A 19274-nucleotide genomic window follows, 5' to 3' on the forward strand; every position below is an offset into this window, starting at 1 on the left:
CACCCACCAAACTGTAGTCGGCAACTTGGAAGCCTGGGTTACCCCAGTACACCGTCATTCTTCAGCTGCGATAACTGTTCTGGCGAAAGACCAAGGTACTCGGTGAGAACATCGTTAGTATCTTGCCCCAGCAGTGGTGCTGGCCTTCTGTACTCTACGGGCGTGTCGGAAAGATGAATTGGGCTACCCACCATCTTAAAGTCAGGATTCAGAGAATGGGGGATATTGACTAGCATGCCACGGGCATCCACCTGGGGCTCTGCTAGTGCGTCGGCAATATCGTTAATTAACCCGACCGGCACCCTGACGTTGCTGATTTTTTTTACCCACGCTTCCGCTGTATCGCGTTTAAAATGCTCTGAGAGAATCTGGGTGATTGCATCTCTATTTCTGACCCGACTTTCATTCTTTGAAAACCGGGGATCAGCAGAAAGCTCTGGCAACCCAATAGCGCTGGCCAGCGCGGCAAACTGAGAATCGTTGCCACACGCAATAATGAAGTCCTTATCACTGGCACGAAAGGAGTTGTAAGGCACAATGTTGGCATGCGCATTACCATAGCGCCCAGGTGAAACGCCTGTGCTTAGATAGTTCTGGCTCTGGTTGCCTAATGCCGCCACCTGCACATCCAGCAGCGCCATGTCGCAATGCTGGCCGCGACCAGATTTTTCACGAGCCAGTAGCGCAGCCTGAATGGCAATAACCGAGTAAAGCCCTGTCATCACATCGGTGACAGCCACCCCCACTTTCTGCGCACCGCCACCCTGAACGCCATCACGCTCCCCGGTGATGCTCATGAGCCCACCCATTCCCTGGATAATGAAATCATAGCCAGGTTCCTGCGCGCGAGGCCCTGTCTGGCCAAACCCCGTAATGGAGCAGTAGATTAATCTCGGATTGAGATTGGAGAGTGATTCATAATCCAACCCATACTTCTTTAGGGAGCCCGCTTTGAAGTTCTCGACCAGCACGTCGCTCTCAGCCGCCAGTGCACGAACAACTTCCTGTCCTTTTGCGGTGGTAATATCGACAGCCACCGAGCGCTTATTGCGATTGGAGGATTGGTAATACGAGGTTTCCGGAGTCTCGTTACCCTGAGTATCTTTCATGTATGGCGGGCCCCAAGCACGCGTGTCATCGCCTCGCCCTACGCGCTCTACCTTGACGACATCCGCGCCAAGATCGGCCAATACTTGACTGCACCAGGGGCCAGCCAGTACTCGGCTTAGGTCAAGCACACGAATTCCCGTCAGTGCTCCCATGACACCCACCTCGTTTCAACTAACATAATCAACCTCAACATCACCGAACACTCGGTGCTTCATGTAACAGTGATAGGCCAAGCGTTGCTCGACGCCGCAGCCACGGGCTTGGCCTATAGCGAGGATCTCCCGTTAAGGCAGTGATGCGCTCAAGAATGGCAAGCAACCTCTGCGGGCCTAACGCATCTCCCCATGCCAATGGTCCATAGGGATAATTAAGTCCCAATCTAACGGCATTATCGATATCGTTAGGCGTGGCAATCCCACGCTGAGCAATATCACAGGCTAGATTAACCACTACGGCCAGCACACGTTGAGAGACAAACCCCACGCTGTCACGAATCACGGTCACTCCGGTTCCATCAGAGGCCAATAATGCGTGAGCAGCGTCGCACATCTGCTGCCGCGTGACGGGTGTCATCATCAGTGTGCGATGCCGCTCCAGCCCCATAAATGCGTCGAGGCAGAGTGTGCGCTCAGGGTCGACACCGAAATACGCACTCGCACTCACCGCATCATCACCAAAGGGCAGTAGTAAACAGAGCGCATCTTCCGATGGTGAATCTGTCCTTTCCACTCGTCCGCCAAGCGACACCAGCAGTGACATGACCTGCTCACGTAGGTCGATATCCTCGCACCCCACCCAGAATGACGGAAAATCACTGATCGTAGGCACGGGCTGTGGCGCCAGCGCGGCGACTTTTTGTCCATCTTCATAGCGATAAAAGCCCACCCCCGTCTTGCGGCCCAGGCGATTCCCTTTCAGCATTTGCCGGGATATATAAGAAGGCCTATAACGCGGGTCGTGATAGAACTGCGTGAAAATCGACTCCATTGCAGGATGCGAAACATCGAGGCCAGTCAAATCAAAAAGTTCGAGTGGCCCCATTCGGAAACCAGCCTCCTCGCGAAGAATCCGATCGATATCGTCAGGCGGCGCCACCTGCTCTTCTAAAATCTTAAGGCCTTCCGTGCTGTAGGCACGTCCAGCATGATTGACAATAAAGCCAGGGGAGTCCTGGGCACGCACACCAGCATGTCCAAGTTGGCTTGCCAGCTCCAGCAGTGTATTAACGACAGCTTCATCGGTATTGACTCCCCCGATCACCTCAACGACCTTCATCAGCGGAACAGGATTGAAGAAGTGAAAACCGGCCATTCGACCAGGATAAGTTAGCTCCGCAGCAATAGCGGTGACCGAGAGTGAAGAGGTATTGGTAGCGAGGATACAATCTCGCGAAACGACCGCTTCGAGGTCGCCAAATAAGCGTTGCTTGATTCCCAGATCCTCGATGATTGCCTCAATAACCACATCGCAATCCGCAAAAGCCGTCATCGATTCGGCGATGGAAAGAAGCGACAAAGCGACCCCAGCAGACTCCTGAGATACCTTGCCCTTACTAACCAATTTATCGAACGTTCCTTGCAGACCATCACGTGCAGCACGGGCTGCCCCATCGCGGCTATCAAACAGCACGACCTCCAGCCCTGCCTGCGCAGCGATCTGGGCTATTCCAGCCCCCATCACCCCTGTGCCGACAATCCCCAGCCGATTCACTTTTCTCGCCATTAGGATTCTCCTCGGTAGCTCGGTTTGCGCTTCTCGATAAAGGCAGCAGCACCCTCTTTCTGATCCACAGTGTCAAAAAGCAGCTGAAAAGCTTTACGTTCAAGCACCAAAGCGCTCTCTAAGGGCAGATCAGCCCCCATGAGCACCATTTCTTTGATGTGCTCTAGCGCTAGAGCAGGCAAATGCGCGATTTCTTGTGCTAGTACTGTGGCGCGTTCCAGTGTCCGATCATCACTCACCACTTCGCTAACCAGCCCCATGGCCAACGCCTCTGCCGCTGGCACTATGCAGCCGGTCATCAGCATGCGCATGGCCTGAAATTTCCCTACTGCTCGTACTAGCCGTTGCGTCCCACCCGCACCAGGCATTAGACCCAGCTTGACCTCTGGCTGCCCAAACCGTGCCGACTCCCCCGCGATGATGATGTCGCAGTGCATGGCAAGCTCACAGCCACCTCCCAGAGCAAACCCATTAACAGCGGCGATCACTGGCTTAGGACAGCGTGCCACCGGCTCCCAAAAACGCTCATTGTGGCGTAGATGCATTTCAGTCGGAGAAGCCTCAGCAAACTCCTTTACATCAGCACCTGCAACAAACACCTGCTCGCCCCCGGTCAGTACAATGACTCTCACCTCATCCTGCTGAGTTAGAGACGAAAAAAGCTCGGCTAACTGATATCTCACCGCTCCATTGAGAGCATTCTTGGCATGCGGCCGATCAATACGAACCACCGCCACCCCATCATCAAGCGAGGCAAGATCGACCTCGGAAGAGCGCTGTTTGTTTATCATGCAAAATTTCGCCACCAATTGTGTCCGCATTGCGGACAAAAGTTTTAATAATAGATAAAACTTACACAGCTTTTGGAATAACTGTCAATCTGTCGAAAAAAAACATAATCAAAATAAATATTTATCAAATACTTAAAATCAATACACAATTTCTAAAACGCTCTATATCGCAACATTAAAATGCCCGCCAAGCGGACATTAAGACTGCATGATTGACATTTATCGATAACAAGCTGCAAAATCAATCTGTCCAAAAACCTCGAACGAGGCAGAAATCGGTGAAGACAACAGACAATCAGGGCGATTTTCAGATCGTTATAGACCCGATGAATGCGGCGGGCGAGCAGGAGAAAGACCGGCAGTTCGTAACTGCGTTGGCGAGAGGGCTTGAACTACTACGCTGCTTCACTCCAAGCGAGAGTGCCCTAAGCAACCTCGATCTGGCTAGGAAGTCGGGGCTGCCACGCCCCACCGTTAGTCGGCTCACGCATACTCTCGCCCGGCTGGGCTATCTGCGCCCTCTATCACGAGGAAAGTATCAATTGGATGTGGGCGTTATGGCCTTTGGCTATGCCATGCTATCCAACCTGCCGATTCGCGCGATTGCCCAACCATTGATGGTAAATCTCGCTGACGAAGTCGGTGCAACAGTGGCCATGTCTGCCCGAGACCGCCTAGACATGGTTTATCTAGATGTGGTTCAGAGTTCTCTACGTTCCACCATCCGTCGCCAAACCGGTACGCGTCTTCCCCTTCACCAAAGCTCGGCGGGACGCGCCTATTTGGCTGCTCTACCTCCACAAGAGGCAGACGCACTAATGGACCACCTACGGGAGTCTTATCCCGGCGACTGGCCTGTTATTCGCAAAGCATTAGAGCGTGCTTTTCGAGACTACGCCGATTACGGCTACTGTTTGTCGATTGGAGAATGGCAACGAAAAGTGAATGCCGTTGCGGTGCCTCTCCATCACCCGCAGTTGGGAATTCTGTCGTTCAACTGTGGCGGCCCTGAGTTCCAGATATCACAGGAAAAGCTGGAAGAGTCTATCGGGCCCCAATTAGTCCAGTTGGTCAACGATATACAGACCCAGATCTCGTAACCCCCCGACTCCAACGATCTACTTACCTTACATTTAAGAGGCACACATGATTCGTGACCAGGAAACCATGCAGCTCCTGCTCGACTCCATACGTAGCTTTGTTAAAGAAGCGTTAATTCCGCGTGAGGAAGAAATAGCTGAAAGCGATGAAATCCCCGATGACATTGCCTCACAGATGCGTGATATGGGTCTCTTTGGGCTCACTATTCCCGAAGAATATGGTGGTCTTGGTGTGACCATGGAGGAAGAAGTCAATATTGCTTTCGAGCTGGGTAGGACATCTCCCGCCTTCCGCTCCTTCATCGGTACTAACAACGGCATCGGTTCAATCGGCATCCTGCTAGACGGCACCCACGAGCAGAAAGCTAACTACTTGCCCCGATTGGCCAGCGGCGAGATTCTGAGTGCATTCTGCCTAACGGAGCCCGACTCCGGTTCTGACGCCGCCTCGCTGCGCACTACCGCTATAAAAGATGGCGACGACTACTTGATTAACGGTACCAAACGCTACATCACCAACGCCCCGCATGCCGGTATTTTTACCGTAATGGCACGCACTAACCTGGAGGTCAAAGGCGCCAAAAGCATTAGCGCCTTTATCGTTGAAGCCGACACCCCCGGTATTACCATTGGTAAACGCGACAAGAAGATGGGCCAAAAAGGCGCTCACACCGCTGATGTAATCTTCGATAATGTACGCGTACCGGTCAGCGCACTGATTGGCGAACAAGAAGGCGTCGGATTTAAGACCGCCATGAAAGTTTTGGATAAGGGACGCCTGCATATTGCCGCCATTGCCGTAGGGGCCGCTGAGCGTGTTCTAGATGACTCCCTACGTTTTGCAATGGAGCGCCAACAATTTGGCAAGCCTATTGCCGAATTCCAGCTTATCCAAGGCATGCTGGCCGACTCCAAGGCCGAGATTTATGCCGCTCGCTGCATGGTTCTAGATGCCGCACGCAAGCGTGATGAGGGCCAGAACGTTAGCACCGAGGCCTCGTGCGCAAAGATGTTCGCTACCGAAATGTGCAGCAGGGTCGCCGACCGCGGTGTACAAATCCATGGCGGCGCTGGCTATATAAGCGAATACGCCGTTGAGCGGTTCTATCGCGATGTACGCCTATTCAGGCTCTATGAAGGCACCACCCAAATCCAACAGGTAATTATCTCGCGCAACATGATTCGCGACGCTCAATAGCGGGTGCTTGCTGATGACCGTAGGCCTCCTCGTTGCCGTCAGATCATTCATCCCCCTCGTCCGCTATTCTGCCCTACGCGCCTTTAACTAGAAGGATGTAACCCATGCCACAACCCTTTGCTATCGTCACCGGCGGCGCCCGCAACATCGGCCAAGCCATTGCGTTGCGCTTGCAACAAGATGGCTATCGCACCATTGTCCTCGACATTGAGGCGCCAGAGGCAGAATCATTAAAGGCCGATGCACACCTAGTCGACCTGAGTGATATTGATGCGACCCGCCAAGTGCTCGAAAAAATCGCTGACGCCCACCCGGTGACGTGTCTTGTCAATAATGTTGGCATAGTGCGTCCTGCGCTTCTCGACGATACCCGTATTGAGGACTTCGATTCTTTGATGCACCTCAACGTGCGCTCCGCGTTGGTATGTACCCAGTCTCTTCTTCCCTATATGCGGCAGCATGGCCAGGGACGTATTGTTATGAATGCCAGCCGCGTGGTGCTCGGCAAAGAGGCCCGCACCCTTTATAGCGCGACGAAAGGAGCATTACAGTCGATGGCCCGCACTTGGGCGCTAGAACTAGCTGCTGATGGCATTACGGTTAACTGTGTGGCACCAGGACCTATTGCCACGACAGCGTTCTGGGAGAACAACCCACCCGACTCAGAGCGTGCGCGCCGTATCATTGAGAACATCCCTGTCCAGCGTATGGGGCAACCTGATGATGTTGCTCAAGCAGTTAGTTTCTTCTGCGACCCACGCAGCAGTTTCATCACGGGACAAACATTATTCGTTTGCGGTGGTGTCACGGTAGGGTGAGGCAATAACTCAGCTTGCTAATCGAAAAAGTACGGCGGCCATCATCAACGAGGCCGCCAGAAATGCTCCGTTCCAGCGCAGGCCAATTTGGCCCGCCGTTATACCGGTGAAGCGCGACATAATCATCATTGCCGCCGTGAACGGCGACGACACCATCGTCAATGACCACCCCACCAGCATCGCCGCCGCCAACAACGGCAATGACACCCCCTCTAGCCCTACCTGGGCGACCATGCTGGTTAAGAAGGTCACGCTGATAATGGGATTGACGCCTATCTGGGCAAGCACCACGATCAGTAAGAGCGCGAGTGCTGGCAACCAATTGCCAGCAGTGATAAGGAGTGATGCCACCCCATCCAGCTGGGCCGGATTAAGCAGCGCCACGCTGAGATATCCAAGATAAGCACCTGAACCCAGCGCGACGACCTCATTACCAATCCCACCCAGCACATCAGGCAGACGGCGGGAGAGCAAAGCAGTAGCTGACCACACGCCAGCATACCCAATATCACGGCACTGCCAAGCCAACCATACCCAGGCTCCCAGAGGCACACCGATCACGACAGCCTGAGGCAATCGCAGCGATAGCATAGTGGCAAGTGCAAAAACAAGCAGGACTAGAGCCAACAGCAGCAGGCTAAAAGCTACTAGCGGTATCAATGAAGGCCTCTCGTTCCCTGCTGCGCTGGCGCTCGGACGAGGACCAGCAATCTGATCACAAGCCCACCCCAGCAGAAATAGCGCGACTGCCGATGCCAGCACATAAGGAAAGAGCTGACCCCAGGTCAGCGGTTCCAGGTTACCCAAAACCACCGCAACACCGATACCTAACGGGGAAACCAGAGGAGCCAAGGTAAAGCCGCGCAAGGTTGCCAAGAGCATGCGTCGGCGACGCACCTCCTGCAGCCACACTCGCCCCTGTGCCGAACCGAGCGTATTAGCCTTATCGATCATCGACATGAACAAGTTCAACACGCCAAAGTTGAGCACGATACCGAATAAGGTAGACCCCAACGAGAGCATCGGATAACGCCATGTGGGAGGCTGCAACAGTAGGCTCTGTCCACAGCGACGAATGAGTCTCGACCGATAAGCTGGCAAGCGCAGCACTGCAAGTGCCGTCATGAACGCTGCCAGAAAGACAAAGCCATTAGCCGCCTCATAAAGTACTACCCCAGGAGAAGGAAGTCGCCACAGTGCAAAAAATGACACTGCAACACAGGCCAACGCAAGCATACGAGCCATCGAGCTAAAACGGGTCCAACCCAGCACTAGAAAACCTGCCAGTAGTAGTTGAGCCACGCTTGCGGCCCACGTTGCACCACTCAATAAATGCACCACAGTTAGCACTGCCACACCCGCTAGCAAACGGCTAGACCATACGTTTTTAACTGGCACTTTTATGCGGGAACTCATGGTTGGCTCCACCTCACTAGTAAAAAAAGCCGGCACCCTACGGTGGCCGGCTCGATTTCCTTGCGCCTTAGGCCCACTTCGCGGGCTTAAGGCAAAACATCACTTAGCGTAAGGTCGACAGCATCACGCTCCCGCCCCAGGTTCACTCGCACTCTGTTTCGCTTTTTGCCGCGAGGTAATAAAACGATAAAGGGCCAGCAATATGGAGCCTAAGGTTAGAGCGATGAAGAACCAGGTGATCGGACCACGTACGAAAATCGACAGATCGTTGGAACCGATTAACAGCGAGCGACGCAGGTTATCCTCGAACATAGGCCCCAAAATGAAGCCTATTAGGAAGGGCGCAGCCGGGATACCGGTACGATTAAACACATAACCCAGAACCCCAAAAGCCAACATCAACCACACATCGAAAGTATCATTATTGACCGCATAAGCCCCATATACGCAGAACATCAACACAATCGGAAAAAGAATCGATTTAGGAATATCTGCGATCAGGGAGAAGTAACGGATTGCTGCATTCCCCACAAATAACAAGATCACGGAACTGAGCATGATACCGAGGAAAAGTGCATAGATGAGCGGCAGGTTTTCCTGAAACAGCAGTGGCCCCGGGGTCAACCCATGAACCATGAAGGCTCCTAAGATAATAGCGGTGATCACATCGCCAGGGATTCCCAATGACAGCAGTGGGATCAGCGTGGCTCCAGCGACGCCGTTGTTACCTGCTTCGGAAGCAGCGACCCCTTCTACTTCTCCCTTTCCAAAACGCTCTGGGTGGGGTGAACGACGCTTGGCATCACTGTACGAGATGAAAGCCGCTGCAGTTGCCCCAGTGCCTGGGATAGCGCCGATAATGACACCGATCAAACTACCTCGAACGATGCTTTTGAGGCTGCCCTTGAGCTCGCTGAAAGACACACCAGCACCACTCGCCTTGGCACGGAGGTGAGGTATCACCTTCTTGCGATAAAACTCGATAATTTCAGGTATCGCAAACAGACCGATCAATAGCGGAATAAACGAGATACTGTCCATCAGGTTGTAGTTGCCAAAGGTCAGGCGCTGCGAGCCAAACACTGAATCGAGCCCTACCAGCGAGAGCAGGATACCCAAAAGAGCCGCAATCAACCCTTTGATCATCGAGCCACTGGCAAGCGAGATGATAATAGTCAAAGAAAAGCAGATCAGCCAAAAGAATTCCGGCGCACCGAAGTTAAGTGCAATCTTAGCTAAATAAGCAGCAAAAAAGATCAATGCAATATTAGAAATAAAATCCGCAATCACCGACGAATAGAGCGCCATCTTAAGCGCTTTTTTCGCTTCTCCTTGCTGCGCCATCGGATAGCCATCTAGTAACGTACAGGCTGAAGCTGGCGAACCCGGCGTACGAATCAAAATAGCGGTGATTGAGCCGCCATACATACCACCCTTATAAATACCTACCAACAACAGTATGGCCGCGACCGGCTCCATAGAAAAAGTAAACGGTAGTGCCAAGGCCACCGCCATCGTGGCAGTAAGACCCGGGATAGAGCCGACAGTAACGCCAACCACCACCCCTACAGCGATTGCCACAAAGTTCTCTGTGGCTAGAAACAGCTGCAGTACTTCTGTAATGTTTTCCATAAATCACCAGATCTCAAAGGTGGCAGTGAGCTCAGAACGGCCACATCGGCAGCGGCACGTTCATAACCCCCGTAAACAGTAGCGTCACGCCCGCCGGGAAAACGATAGCTAGACCATAAACCCACCAAGTACGCACCGGGTGGGCGATGAAAAGTATCAAAGTGGCGAGGATGCCACTGATTACCGCACCTAACATCTCAAACAGGCCAGCGTAGACAACCAGAGATAATGCCATCAGCGCAAAGCGCAATAACGGACCACGCTCAAAACGACGTCCGCTATCTTCGGCATCGTCAGCAACTAGCACACCTTGAATAATCATCAGTACCGAGAACACCAGCAGCAACCAGCCCACAATGTTCGGCAACCAGCGCGGCGACATCATCGGATTCTGCATGATGGGAGGTTGACCAATGTAATTGGGAACCAGATAGAAAAGCAGCAGCAGGGAGAAGCCCAGCAGCATAACCCCGGCGACTACATCCCACGGATCCTTGATCAGCGTGCCACCGGTAGAGTGAAACTTCGTCATCGGGGTACTCTCTCGACGTAAAGACGTAAAAAAGCTCTACAAGGAAACCAATTGAGGCGAGGGTCGTAACCCTCGCCTCGCCATACTAGGTACTTGCCAATGACTTACTCTTGACGAATACCGGCTTCAGTCGCTACTTCGTCCCAGCGAGCAACTTCATCAGCGATGAAGGCTTTGAAATCATCACCAGCGATAGTGCCTTTCTCTGCACCCAGCTGCTCGACAAAGCTAGTGAACTCCTCGCGCTCCATCACCTCTTGCAACGCTTTTTGCATGGCAACTGTCGCTTCTTCGGGGAAAGAGTGATGGGCAATCAGGCCAAACCAAGCGGTAGTGACAAACTGGTCGAGGTTATACTCACCAATTTCCTTGAGGGTTGGCACATCTGGTAGGAATTCAGAACGCTCAGCTGAAGTAACCGCCAGCGCTCTCAAATCGCCGGATTGAATATGCGAGAACACAGTCGGCATGTTCTCGAAAGAGACATCGACATCACCTCCCAGCAAGGCTGGTAGGGCTGCACCACTGCCAGCAAAAGGTACCGCAGTCATATTGGTTTCAGTCAGCGTCTTAAACAGCTCTCCAGACATGTGGATAGAACTACCCACACCACTGTGACTAAAGGTCATATTCTGTTCTTTTGCTGCCTCAACAAACTCAAGCACACTGTTGTAAGGGCTGTCAGCCGGTACCACCATCACATTAGGAATATCAATCATATTCTGAATGAATACGAAGTCCTCGACCGGATCGTAGGTGAGACCAGGATAAATAGCAGCGCCAATGGTATGCCCAGGTGACGCCATTAATATGGTGTGATCGATATCACGGCCACCGCGAGCCAAACGGCCAGTAGCAACAGTAGAGCCAGCCCCTGGGCGGTTTTCTACCACCACATTGGTATCGAGTTCTTCCTGTAGCAAGTCGGCCACACGACGCGACAACACATCCGTAGTGCCACCGGGTGCATAGGGAACCACCAAGCGCACATCATCAGTAGGCCAATCCTGTGCTTGAGCAGTGGACACAGAGAGAGATAGAGCAACGGCACCACCGCAAGTGGCAGTGCAAAGAGCGTTTAGAATTTTTTTCATAGTGGACTCTTCATGGGTTAGAGTACTTATATTTAAAGTTCGCAAAGCGAACAACTATTCGCATTTTATATCTATAGAGTACTGCTATCACACTAATGCCAGAAACCCCGACTTTAGTTTATACCACGCCCAAAAATGTGGCTCGCTGCTCAAAAATGGCGAGACGGATGGAATGGATCTATCTCGTGGGAGGCTAAATAGGGCTTCTCAAAGCTTGTCGATAGCAATAGTAACTGGCTTACGGGCAACCATGCTGGCGGCATAGCTCCTTAATGGCAGTTCTGCTTTTCGTCTCTCAAGAAACCCATGATCTTTTTTTGTAGAAACGTTTCTCCCTACGGCGTCTCAGCCAGTGCGGGTCTGGGGCAGCAAGTTCGCAATACATTAACCCCAAAGGACACGGTTTTCCTTTCAAGAGAGGAGCAACGCGTTTGACAAGCCTAAAAGCGAAGGAAAGCGCCTCAAGCCTTTAGCTTACTTGAGGCTGCCTGCGTTACTTCAGTTCAATTTCAACAAAAGAAAAAGCGTTCTCGCCAATATTGATGACATTATGTTCGGTGCCTGCTATACGGTTGTAGCATACCCCTGCTTGCAGCATCACTTCACGGTTGCCTTCTGGCGTTTCGAGTAACATCTTGCCATCATGAATTGGCACAATCACATAATCATGATCGTGACGATGCCAGCCAGTTTCTGCTTCCGGAGGGAAGTCCCAACGGGTGACGATTACTTGATCGTTATCTATTTGTCGCTGACTGCTTGCTTGGGGTCTGGTCATAACATTGCCTCGCTCTGATTTACGTTTATTTTTGGGGAAAGAAGCGCTAGAAATACCTAAACTACCTGAAACCGCAGTTCACTGGCCGAGTAGCCATAATGCTGTTTGAAGGCTCGACAGAATTGGGCCTGATCGGAGAACCCCCAGCGATAAGCGATCTCACCGATATTAATACCAGTGGGCGTCGCTTCCAGGTCTCGATGGGCTGCTTCAAGGCGCTGCACCTTTACCCATTCACGCACGGTATAGCCCGAACCGGAAAATAGTTTGTGCAGATAACGTAATGAAATGCCGCTGTAGTGGGCGATACGAGCAGGTGTCAAATCAGGGTCACCAAGGTTGGCAGAAATATAGCGCTCGATACGCATAAGATGTGCGGTTTTGAGGTGCGACTGATCACTATTAAGCACACGCTCATCCTGCTCTAAGACGAGTGTTAGCATATTTAACGCCTGCTCAAACAAGCGGTTCTGGTCATTGATACTGCATTCATTGACCCTTTGAGAGCAGATCATCAAGAATTCTACAAAGGCACAGCCAATACCTTTTTCTGCTGAAAAACAGTGCTGCGAATATCGTTCTGGCCTGCGAATTCTGTGCTTCATCGATTGACTAGGAACTTTGAATACCCACATATCATTAGGTAATTCATAGCCAAAGCGGTAAGGGGCATCCCCCTGCTCAACAATAAAATGACCTGGGGGACAATTCAGACTACGGCCGTGTTGAGTAAAGAACACATGGGTGCGCAGTGGAATTGTGACCAGAAAAGAAGCGTGGTCATCTTGTGCTATTTGCGCCTGGCAGCGTGAGTACTCTGCTTGGTAAGAACACAGTCTCGATAGTGAAAAATCACTGCCTTGCGCCTTCCATACTTTCAAAGATCCTTGAAAGCGCGCTTCCGGATTCCCGTAATTCAGGGTCAGTGGGAAATACGTTTGTGAAACCAACTTGGTCCAGCGTTCCTGCGAGCTGGACATTAACATGGCGCTAGAATGGTTTTTATCGATGCTGGCATTATTCATTTTATTCGCCTCATCATCGAGTCATGAAGGCCCCACCAATACTTGCAGTGGGGCGACGAGTCGTTGGCCTCAGTGGCTTTTATTAATGGCGCTGAAAATACCCTGAATCATGCCCAATGGTCCGATGAACGTCTACGCAGTGACTCACGGTATTGTTGGGTTGATTTCTCAAGCAATTCGCCAGTTCCCCAATCAAGCACCACTCCATAACGGCGAATCACATCCAGTACATCTAAATCACCATCACGGTATTGGCGAGCCACTTGTTCAGGCGGCGACTGCAACCATTGATGGCGCTCTTTACGAATCATATCCCGAACTTTAGAAGTGCCTTCAGTATCTATCGTATAGTCGTCAATATCTGCATCGTTGACGGTAATCACAACGCCATAGTCTAATTCAGCCCGGGCCACTGAGACGTAACCGTCAATAACGTCTTCAAGCACTTCTTCCGGCAAACGCTTTAGCGGGTCCCCAAAGCCACCCCCACCTGCGGAGGGGCGTGTAAACGTATCGCCTGAATGCACTGGCACATTGGAGAATGTTGCGCCCAGGTATTCTTCATCTGGAGTGCCTTTATTAATCCACACGCCGTGTGGAACGGAAGGTAGGCCGCCATTAAGCCCCCAAGTTACCGAGCGACCACGGTCACAGCAGTAGCTCATTACTGTCTTGTCGACCTTGGTAAGCACTCCTCCCTTCTGCACCCCACATCCACCACGAAAACGCCCCGGGCCACCTGAGTCCATGCTGATTTCATGACACATCGTCAACACTGGGTTAAGACGTTCCTGGCCTTCTACAGGCTGCACAGCGAGACCTGTACCAAAAACAGGGGATGTTGCCGAAGACCCATCCTTCGTTTGGCGGCCTCCCCAGCCTCCCGCCATCCAGTCATACCACATAAAGTAGTTAGTTGACTCTGTTCGTCCATCATTACCGCCAATCAACAAATACTCTAAATTGAAGGCACAGGCCATGGCCCGTTCCGGCATGATACCGCTCCATAATTCGAAGACACCATTCATGATTTTTTCGTAGGGGCCCGAGCAAAAGCCAGTCACTGCATGCGGCCAGCCTGCATTAACCACACTGCCCTCTTCACCAATGTTTGCTGTCACAGCACGATAAAAGCCTGAGTTTAGCGGTACATCTGGAAAGAATGTCTTAGTGCCCGCGTAAATGGCTGAGTGGGTTGTGCCATAACCAGAATTTAGAAAGGTGGAGACGGCTGGTGCCGAGCCTGATAGGTCATAGTGGATGCCGTTACCATCTAGTTTCAGCTTAATACAGATAGGAACCATGCCTTCTCCCTGTGCAGGATCGACATCAATATAATCTACTGTTTCCCATTCGCCCTTAGGCATGTCTGCCAAGCTTTTCAATACGATACGTTCGACGTAGTCTTGTGTCTCCTGCATGGCTGCGATAACTGTTTCTTTGGAATATTTCTCAACTAGGCGCAGGATTTCTCGTTCGCACACGGCAGTAGCCTCCGCTTGCGCATGCAAGTCGCCCAGTGCCTGACTCGGAGCCCGCGTATTGGAAACCAGCAACTGAGCAACATCATGTAAGAAGGTTCCTTGGCGCCAGACCCGTATCGGAGTAATCCGTAGCCCTTCACTAAAGTGAGTACTAGCATTGACATCAAAAGATCCAGGAACATTGCCTCCAATATCCGCCCAGTGCCCTTTATTTTGGGCGAAACCGATAATCTCATCAGCGACGAAAATCGGCCGGATGAAGCTAACATCATTAAGATGAGTACCTCCACGGTAGGGGTCATTAATGGCAAATACGTCACCAGGCTTAATATCATCGGCAAACTCTTCTAATACTGCTTTACATTGAAAGTGAAGAGTGCCCACGTGCACGGCGATATCACCACTGCCCTGCATAACGGTATTACCTTTGGCGTCACACAGTGCAGAAGAAAAGTCACGGGAATAAATCACAAACGAATAACAGGTACGCAGGATCTGCTCACTCATGAGATCAACGCTTGTTGCAAACGCATTTTTCAGCACTTCAAACGTAACCGGATCTAGGGTGCCTACGTTAATTTTGTTGGGCATGTTCATGCGCGCTCTCCTGTTTCGATGATCTGAATCCGGATGTTTTTCCACTCATCAATTAACGCCGTCGTGTTAGGGGGAACGACAGTTGTAGAATCCAACTGATCAATAATCGCTGGGCCTGCCAGTTCAAAACCGGGTGGAAGTGCTTCACGTTGATAAATGGGGGTGGCGTGCCACTGGCCATCAAAGAACACATTCCTTTGAGCATGCGGTTCTACGGTTGCACCGACAATCTTTTCAAAGGGTGTGAACGACGGCTTAGGAGTTTTACCAATGGCACGAAGATGCAGCTGATAGATTTCGACCGGCTGTGTATCCTGGCGGAATGAGAACTGACGTTCATGCTCCTGATGAAAGGTTTCCATCGCATCTTTTAGTGAGTGGGCGCTGTTATTCATCGGCACTTGTAGTGAACGCCATTGCCCCTGGTAGCGCATTGAAATTCCTCGCTGAAGCACGACATCTTCATCCGCAACGTTTTCATGGCGCAGGCGATCGGCTGCCTCCTTCTCCAGGCCACAGAACTGATGCTCAAGATCATTCGTATCAGCGCTATCAGCGGATGCGGTATACATCATCGACAGGTCATGCTGGATATCCACTAGCAAGCAGCCCATGGCTGATGTAACCCCCGGATTGGGCGGTATGATCACTGCAGGGATACCAAGCTCTCTGGCAACTTCAGCGCCATGCAATGCACCTGCTCCTCCAAAAGCAATCAGGGCAAAATCACGCGGATCGAGACCACGGCGAATGGAAACTAAGCGAACAGCATCCGCCATGTTGGCATTCGCTACTTTTAGGATAGCTTGGGCAGCCTCGGCTGTTTCTAGCGATAGCGGTTGGCCGATTTTATCTTTGATCGCGTCAATAGCTTTATCTCGGTTAAGCTCTAGTGCTCCACCGGCCAAGCTAGTACCCAGGCGATTTAATGCTATGTTGGCATCAGTATTAGTAGGCTCCATGCCACCACGCTCGTAGCAAGCTGGACCTGGATCCGCGCCAGCTGATTGGGGCCCATTGCGTAAGGCACCAGCAATATCAATATGGGCTAGCGAGCCGCCACCAGCACCAATGGTCAACACCTCGATGCTAGGAAATACAATAGGGTGACCGTACTCCACACCCCACTGTTTGGTTACCCTCAGTTCACCATCATGGATTAGGGAAATATCTGTTGATGTCCCGCCCATATCCAAGCCGACTGCATTTTTGTAGCCACACTGTTCAGCGATATGCTTAGCTGCAATGGCACCGGCTGCAATGCCAGATGCTGCCAGGCGTACAGGAAAATGTTTGGCCATCGCTGGTGTCATCGATCCGCCACCAGAGTGTAAAAGCAGTAAATCATTGACGTAGCCACCAGCGGTCAACTCATCATCCAACTGCTTAACATAATCGGATACCAGCGGCCCTAGTACCGTATTGGCTACTGCAGTATTAAAGCGATCATGCTCAAAAATTTCGGGCAGTATCTCTGAAGACGTGGATACATTGGCGCCGGGAATCTCTTCTTCGAGAATCTGACGCATGCGCTGCTCATTATGTGCATTGGCATAGGAGTTCATAAAACATACAGCGATCGTTGTGGTGCCTCGTCGCTTAAGTTTACGTGCCAGCTCTCTCGCCTCCTGCTCATTCAGCGGGGTGACAATGTCACCGGCATAATCAACGCGCTCAGTGACCTCAAAGCGATCACGCCGCCGAATATAGGGGCCACTTACATCCGCATAAGCATCCCAGAGGTTATCTTTAGTACCATCGCGGATTTCGATAACATCACGGAAGCCTTTGGTCGTCACCAAAGATGCCTTTGGGAAGCGTCGTGTAATCAATGCATTCGTAGCGACTGTCGTTCCATGAAAGAACAGGTCTACATCAGCCAGTTCGATTTCACCTCGCCTAACCCCATTGATCACTGCCTGCATGGGATTATTTGGCGTAGAGGGTACTTTAGTGACACGAAACTCTTGAGTGGACGAGTTATAAATACACACGTCAGTGAAAGTTCCACCTGCGTCAACGGCAACTCTTATATCAGGCATATCGACTCCTTATAATTGTTTTACTCATGTTTTTTGCTTGAGGAAAAAAGAAAATATATATTTATATTTTCATGCCAACAAAAACACCACCTAAAACCAAGAACACTCATTAATAACCAGTAAACAAACGTATTAACAAGCTATTAAAAAAGTCTTAAAAAAACGTGGGCAGAGCTGCTCTAAAAGTTAGCAACTTGCCCTCAACTGCCCACGCAAAGCTCTATTCAAACTATAAAATAATTACTTATTAATTGGGTGCTACTATTTAAGGCTAGCGACATACCACTCTTCTCTTGCAAACTTTAGCCCCAGGCTATAAGCAACATAGGCAAAAGCAAAAGTGGCTGGAGCAGAGAAGCCAGCGATAGCAGGAAGATGCATTATCACAATGCCCGTCAATGTGGCGCCACACCAGGCCACCAAACCACAAGGATTAAAGGCAGGTATATAGGCGTTATCTAATTCGACATGACCATTGAAACGATCCTGATAGGTTTTGGATAAGATATGCGCCAATGCTACGCCCACCCACGCAACCACAAAGACCCCTTGATATGCCAACGCCTGGAGGATGTACGAAAATACGTCTGCCATCATCAATACATAAGCAATGACACCAATAGCGCACCCAGCAACCACTTTTGACATCTGAATACCTGTTACTTTACGGATAAAGGATTCAAAATTGACGGTTGCAAGATAGAAGTTGGCCGTATTGATACGACTCTGTGTCACCCAAACCAGCAACAAACCACCAAATCCCATCAACTCCAGTAACCCTAGTACGATTGATGCTTCGGAAAGACCGTCCGTAGGTATCATAGAGTCTAATAAAATGCCTACCACCCCACTAAATAGGAAGGTCATAGCGTAGAAAGGAATACCAAAAGTGATATGAGTGTGAAAGCCGGCGTCTTCAGTACGTCCAAACCGCGCATAGTCAAAGGTAAACATCATTAATACCCAGACCCCCATATAGTAGGCAAAGGTATGTAACCACCCTAAGCTTGGGGCGCCACTTTCTGGCACACGCGTCAGCCAACCAGTGGGATAACCAAACTCAGCGATCGCCATGCCAACCGCAACCAACATTCCTACCACATAGACTGGCAATAGCACGCCATTAAACTTATCGAGCCAGTGCTGCACACTTCCAAATATCAATGCAACCCCAAAAAACACCACGATTGCAGTAGCTACAGTCATGGGAAGAGTGCCGCTCCATTCAGAGAGCACCAGAGCCATCACGTAACCTTCAAAAACGGCGTAATAGAGAGCTGTTGCAAAAAATATCAACGTTGCAACGACAGCACCAAAATGGCCAAATAAAATTTTTGAAAACAAAGCAACTGTTAGCCCTGTTTTCATTGAGTAGCGACTGATCGCACCATTAATAACGCCATAGGCAATCACCGTCAGTACAATACCAATCAATGCGTTAGTGGTGCCATAACTACGGGCCATCGCCGCTGCCACCACCATATAAAAAATGGCGCTACAAACTGCCCACCAAGCCATCATTAAATTAAATCTAGGCATTTTACCTTCGAGTGGAACCGGCCGTTCCGAGAAGTCGAGATCAGATGAATTATTTTGATTTTTATTACTCATTTCACTTTCCTTTATATTGTTTCGTTTATTTTAGAAACAACAGTCCAGCAACAACTTCTCTGTAATTTAAAGAGAAATATTATTGAGTGGTGAACCGCTATTATGGGGTTAGTTGTTATTTTCCCGTGAGAAAGCGCTGATGTACCTAAACAATAGCTTCTACAACCGATAAGTGTTTGGCCTGCGGTGTACTGTCAATTAACCTGACGTGCACCGCAGGCTCCTCTGGGAACAAATCGCCGTCGTTAAGGCATCTGCCAGCGTGACTTTTAAGAAGCGTACTTTCTGATGAGGTTCTAATGTGACCAAATTGATGCCATTTAC

At 50.8% G+C, this 19274-nt stretch carries 15 protein-coding genes; 3 read left to right on the top strand and 12 right to left on the bottom strand.

Features of this window, described 5'->3' with window-relative positions; all coding sequences use genetic code 11:
* Positions 1-38: 38 nt before the first annotated feature.
* From IR195_RS18805 to IR195_RS18815, 3 genes are read right to left on the bottom strand one after another with little or no spacing between them, the layout of a single operon-like run.
* The gene (locus IR195_RS18805; protein ID WP_206048313.1) at positions 39-1262 is read right to left on the bottom strand and encodes a CaiB/BaiF CoA transferase family protein; all 1224 of its coding nucleotides are present in this window, start codon (positions 1260-1262) and stop codon (positions 39-41) included.
* Between the two features lie 40 nt (positions 1263-1302).
* Positions 1303-2832 (bottom strand): 3-hydroxyacyl-CoA dehydrogenase, encoded by a 1530-nt coding sequence (locus IR195_RS18810; RefSeq protein ID WP_206048314.1) that lies wholly within the window; start codon positions 2830-2832, stop codon positions 1303-1305.
* A complete protein-coding gene (locus IR195_RS18815; RefSeq protein ID WP_206048315.1) occupies positions 2832-3623 on the bottom strand; it encodes an enoyl-CoA hydratase in 792 nt (263 codons plus the stop codon). Before IR195_RS18815 ends, IR195_RS18810 begins: the two co-directional genes overlap by 1 nt.
* Positions 3624-3901: 278 nt before the next feature.
* Between IR195_RS18815 and IR195_RS18820 the strand changes: the two genes are divergently transcribed.
* From IR195_RS18820 to IR195_RS18830, 3 genes are all read left to right on the top strand, one after another.
* Positions 3902-4723, top strand: a complete 822-nt coding sequence (locus IR195_RS18820) for an IclR family transcriptional regulator (protein ID WP_206048316.1) — start codon at positions 3902-3904, stop codon at positions 4721-4723.
* A 46-nt stretch (positions 4724-4769) separates the two neighbouring features.
* Positions 4770-5921 (top strand): acyl-CoA dehydrogenase family protein, encoded by a 1152-nt coding sequence (locus tag IR195_RS18825; protein WP_125752552.1) that lies wholly within the window; start codon positions 4770-4772, stop codon positions 5919-5921.
* A gap of 104 nt (positions 5922-6025) precedes the next feature.
* Positions 6026-6739: an SDR family NAD(P)-dependent oxidoreductase gene (locus IR195_RS18830; RefSeq protein ID WP_125752555.1), complete on the top strand. Its 714-nt coding sequence runs from the start codon at positions 6026-6028 to the stop codon at positions 6737-6739.
* Positions 6740-6748: 9 nt separating this feature from the next.
* Here IR195_RS18830 and IR195_RS18835 read toward each other — a convergent pair whose 3' ends face one another.
* The 9 genes from IR195_RS18835 to IR195_RS18875 form a co-directional block, all read right to left on the bottom strand.
* On the bottom strand, positions 6749-8155 hold the full coding sequence (locus IR195_RS18835) for a hypothetical protein (protein WP_206048317.1): 1407 nt from the start codon (positions 8153-8155) through the stop codon (positions 6749-6751).
* Between the two features lie 123 nt (positions 8156-8278).
* Complete coding sequence (locus IR195_RS18840) at positions 8279-9787, bottom strand: tripartite tricarboxylate transporter permease (RefSeq protein ID WP_089040408.1); 1509 nt, start codon at positions 9785-9787, stop codon at positions 8279-8281.
* A 31-nt stretch (positions 9788-9818) separates the two neighbouring features.
* Positions 9819-10319 (bottom strand): tripartite tricarboxylate transporter TctB family protein, encoded by a 501-nt coding sequence (locus IR195_RS18845; RefSeq protein ID WP_125752562.1) that lies wholly within the window; start codon positions 10317-10319, stop codon positions 9819-9821.
* Between the two features lie 104 nt (positions 10320-10423).
* A complete protein-coding gene (locus tag IR195_RS18850) occupies positions 10424-11413 on the bottom strand; it encodes a Bug family tripartite tricarboxylate transporter substrate binding protein (protein ID WP_125752565.1) in 990 nt (329 codons plus the stop codon).
* Between the two features lie 493 nt (positions 11414-11906).
* A complete protein-coding gene (locus IR195_RS18855) occupies positions 11907-12191 on the bottom strand; it encodes a cupin domain-containing protein (RefSeq protein WP_125752568.1) in 285 nt (94 codons plus the stop codon).
* A 56-nt stretch (positions 12192-12247) separates the two neighbouring features.
* Entirely contained in the window at positions 12248-13216 is a 969-nt protein-coding gene (locus tag IR195_RS18860; protein ID WP_206048318.1) for an AraC family transcriptional regulator, read from the bottom strand.
* A gap of 107 nt (positions 13217-13323) precedes the next feature.
* Entirely contained in the window at positions 13324-15297 is a 1974-nt protein-coding gene (locus IR195_RS18865; protein ID WP_205739105.1) for a hydantoinase B/oxoprolinase family protein, read from the bottom strand.
* Complete coding sequence (locus tag IR195_RS18870) at positions 15294-17339, bottom strand: hydantoinase/oxoprolinase family protein (protein WP_206048319.1); 2046 nt, start codon at positions 17337-17339, stop codon at positions 15294-15296. The genes IR195_RS18865 and IR195_RS18870 overlap by 4 nt, the downstream gene beginning before the upstream one ends.
* A gap of 261 nt (positions 17340-17600) precedes the next feature.
* Positions 17601-18950, bottom strand: coding sequence for a purine-cytosine permease family protein (locus tag IR195_RS18875; RefSeq protein ID WP_206048320.1), 1350 nt, complete (start codon positions 18948-18950; stop codon positions 17601-17603).
* Positions 18951-19274: the final 324 nt, after the last annotated feature.

It is taken from the genome of Vreelandella venusta, from assembly GCF_015689495.1.
In the GTDB taxonomy this organism is placed as follows: Bacteria; Pseudomonadota; Gammaproteobacteria; order Pseudomonadales; family Halomonadaceae; genus Vreelandella; species Vreelandella venusta.

Excerpts from the sequence above, each read along its gene's own strand:
- IR195_RS18805 (WP_206048313.1), bottom strand. The coding sequence starts at position 1,262 with ATGGGAGCACTGACGGGAATTCGTGTGCTTGACCTAAGCCGAGTACTG.
- IR195_RS18810 (WP_206048314.1), bottom strand. The coding sequence starts at position 2,832 with ATGGCGAGAAAAGTGAATCGGCTGGGGATTGTCGGCACAGGGGTGATG.
- IR195_RS18815 (WP_206048315.1), bottom strand. The coding sequence starts at position 3,623 with ATGATAAACAAACAGCGCTCTTCCGAGGTCGATCTTGCCTCGCTTGAT.
- IR195_RS18825 (WP_125752552.1), top strand. The coding sequence starts at position 4,770 with ATGATTCGTGACCAGGAAACCATGCAGCTCCTGCTCGACTCCATACGT.
- IR195_RS18830 (WP_125752555.1), top strand. The coding sequence starts at position 6,026 with ATGCCACAACCCTTTGCTATCGTCACCGGCGGCGCCCGCAACATCGGC.
- IR195_RS18835 (WP_206048317.1), bottom strand. The coding sequence starts at position 8,155 with ATGAGTTCCCGCATAAAAGTGCCAGTTAAAAACGTATGGTCTAGCCGT.
- IR195_RS18840 (WP_089040408.1), bottom strand. The coding sequence starts at position 9,787 with ATGGAAAACATTACAGAAGTACTGCAGCTGTTTCTAGCCACAGAGAAC.
- IR195_RS18845 (WP_125752562.1), bottom strand. The coding sequence starts at position 10,319 with ATGACGAAGTTTCACTCTACCGGTGGCACGCTGATCAAGGATCCGTGG.
- IR195_RS18850 (WP_125752565.1), bottom strand. The coding sequence starts at position 11,413 with ATGAAAAAAATTCTAAACGCTCTTTGCACTGCCACTTGCGGTGGTGCC.
- IR195_RS18855 (WP_125752568.1), bottom strand. The coding sequence starts at position 12,191 with ATGACCAGACCCCAAGCAAGCAGTCAGCGACAAATAGATAACGATCAA.
- IR195_RS18860 (WP_206048318.1), bottom strand. The coding sequence starts at position 13,216 with ATGAATAATGCCAGCATCGATAAAAACCATTCTAGCGCCATGTTAATG.
- IR195_RS18865 (WP_205739105.1), bottom strand. The coding sequence starts at position 15,297 with ATGAACATGCCCAACAAAATTAACGTAGGCACCCTAGATCCGGTTACG.
- IR195_RS18870 (WP_206048319.1), bottom strand. The coding sequence starts at position 17,339 with ATGCCTGATATAAGAGTTGCCGTTGACGCAGGTGGAACTTTCACTGAC.
- IR195_RS18875 (WP_206048320.1), bottom strand. The coding sequence starts at position 18,950 with ATGAGTAATAAAAATCAAAATAATTCATCTGATCTCGACTTCTCGGAA.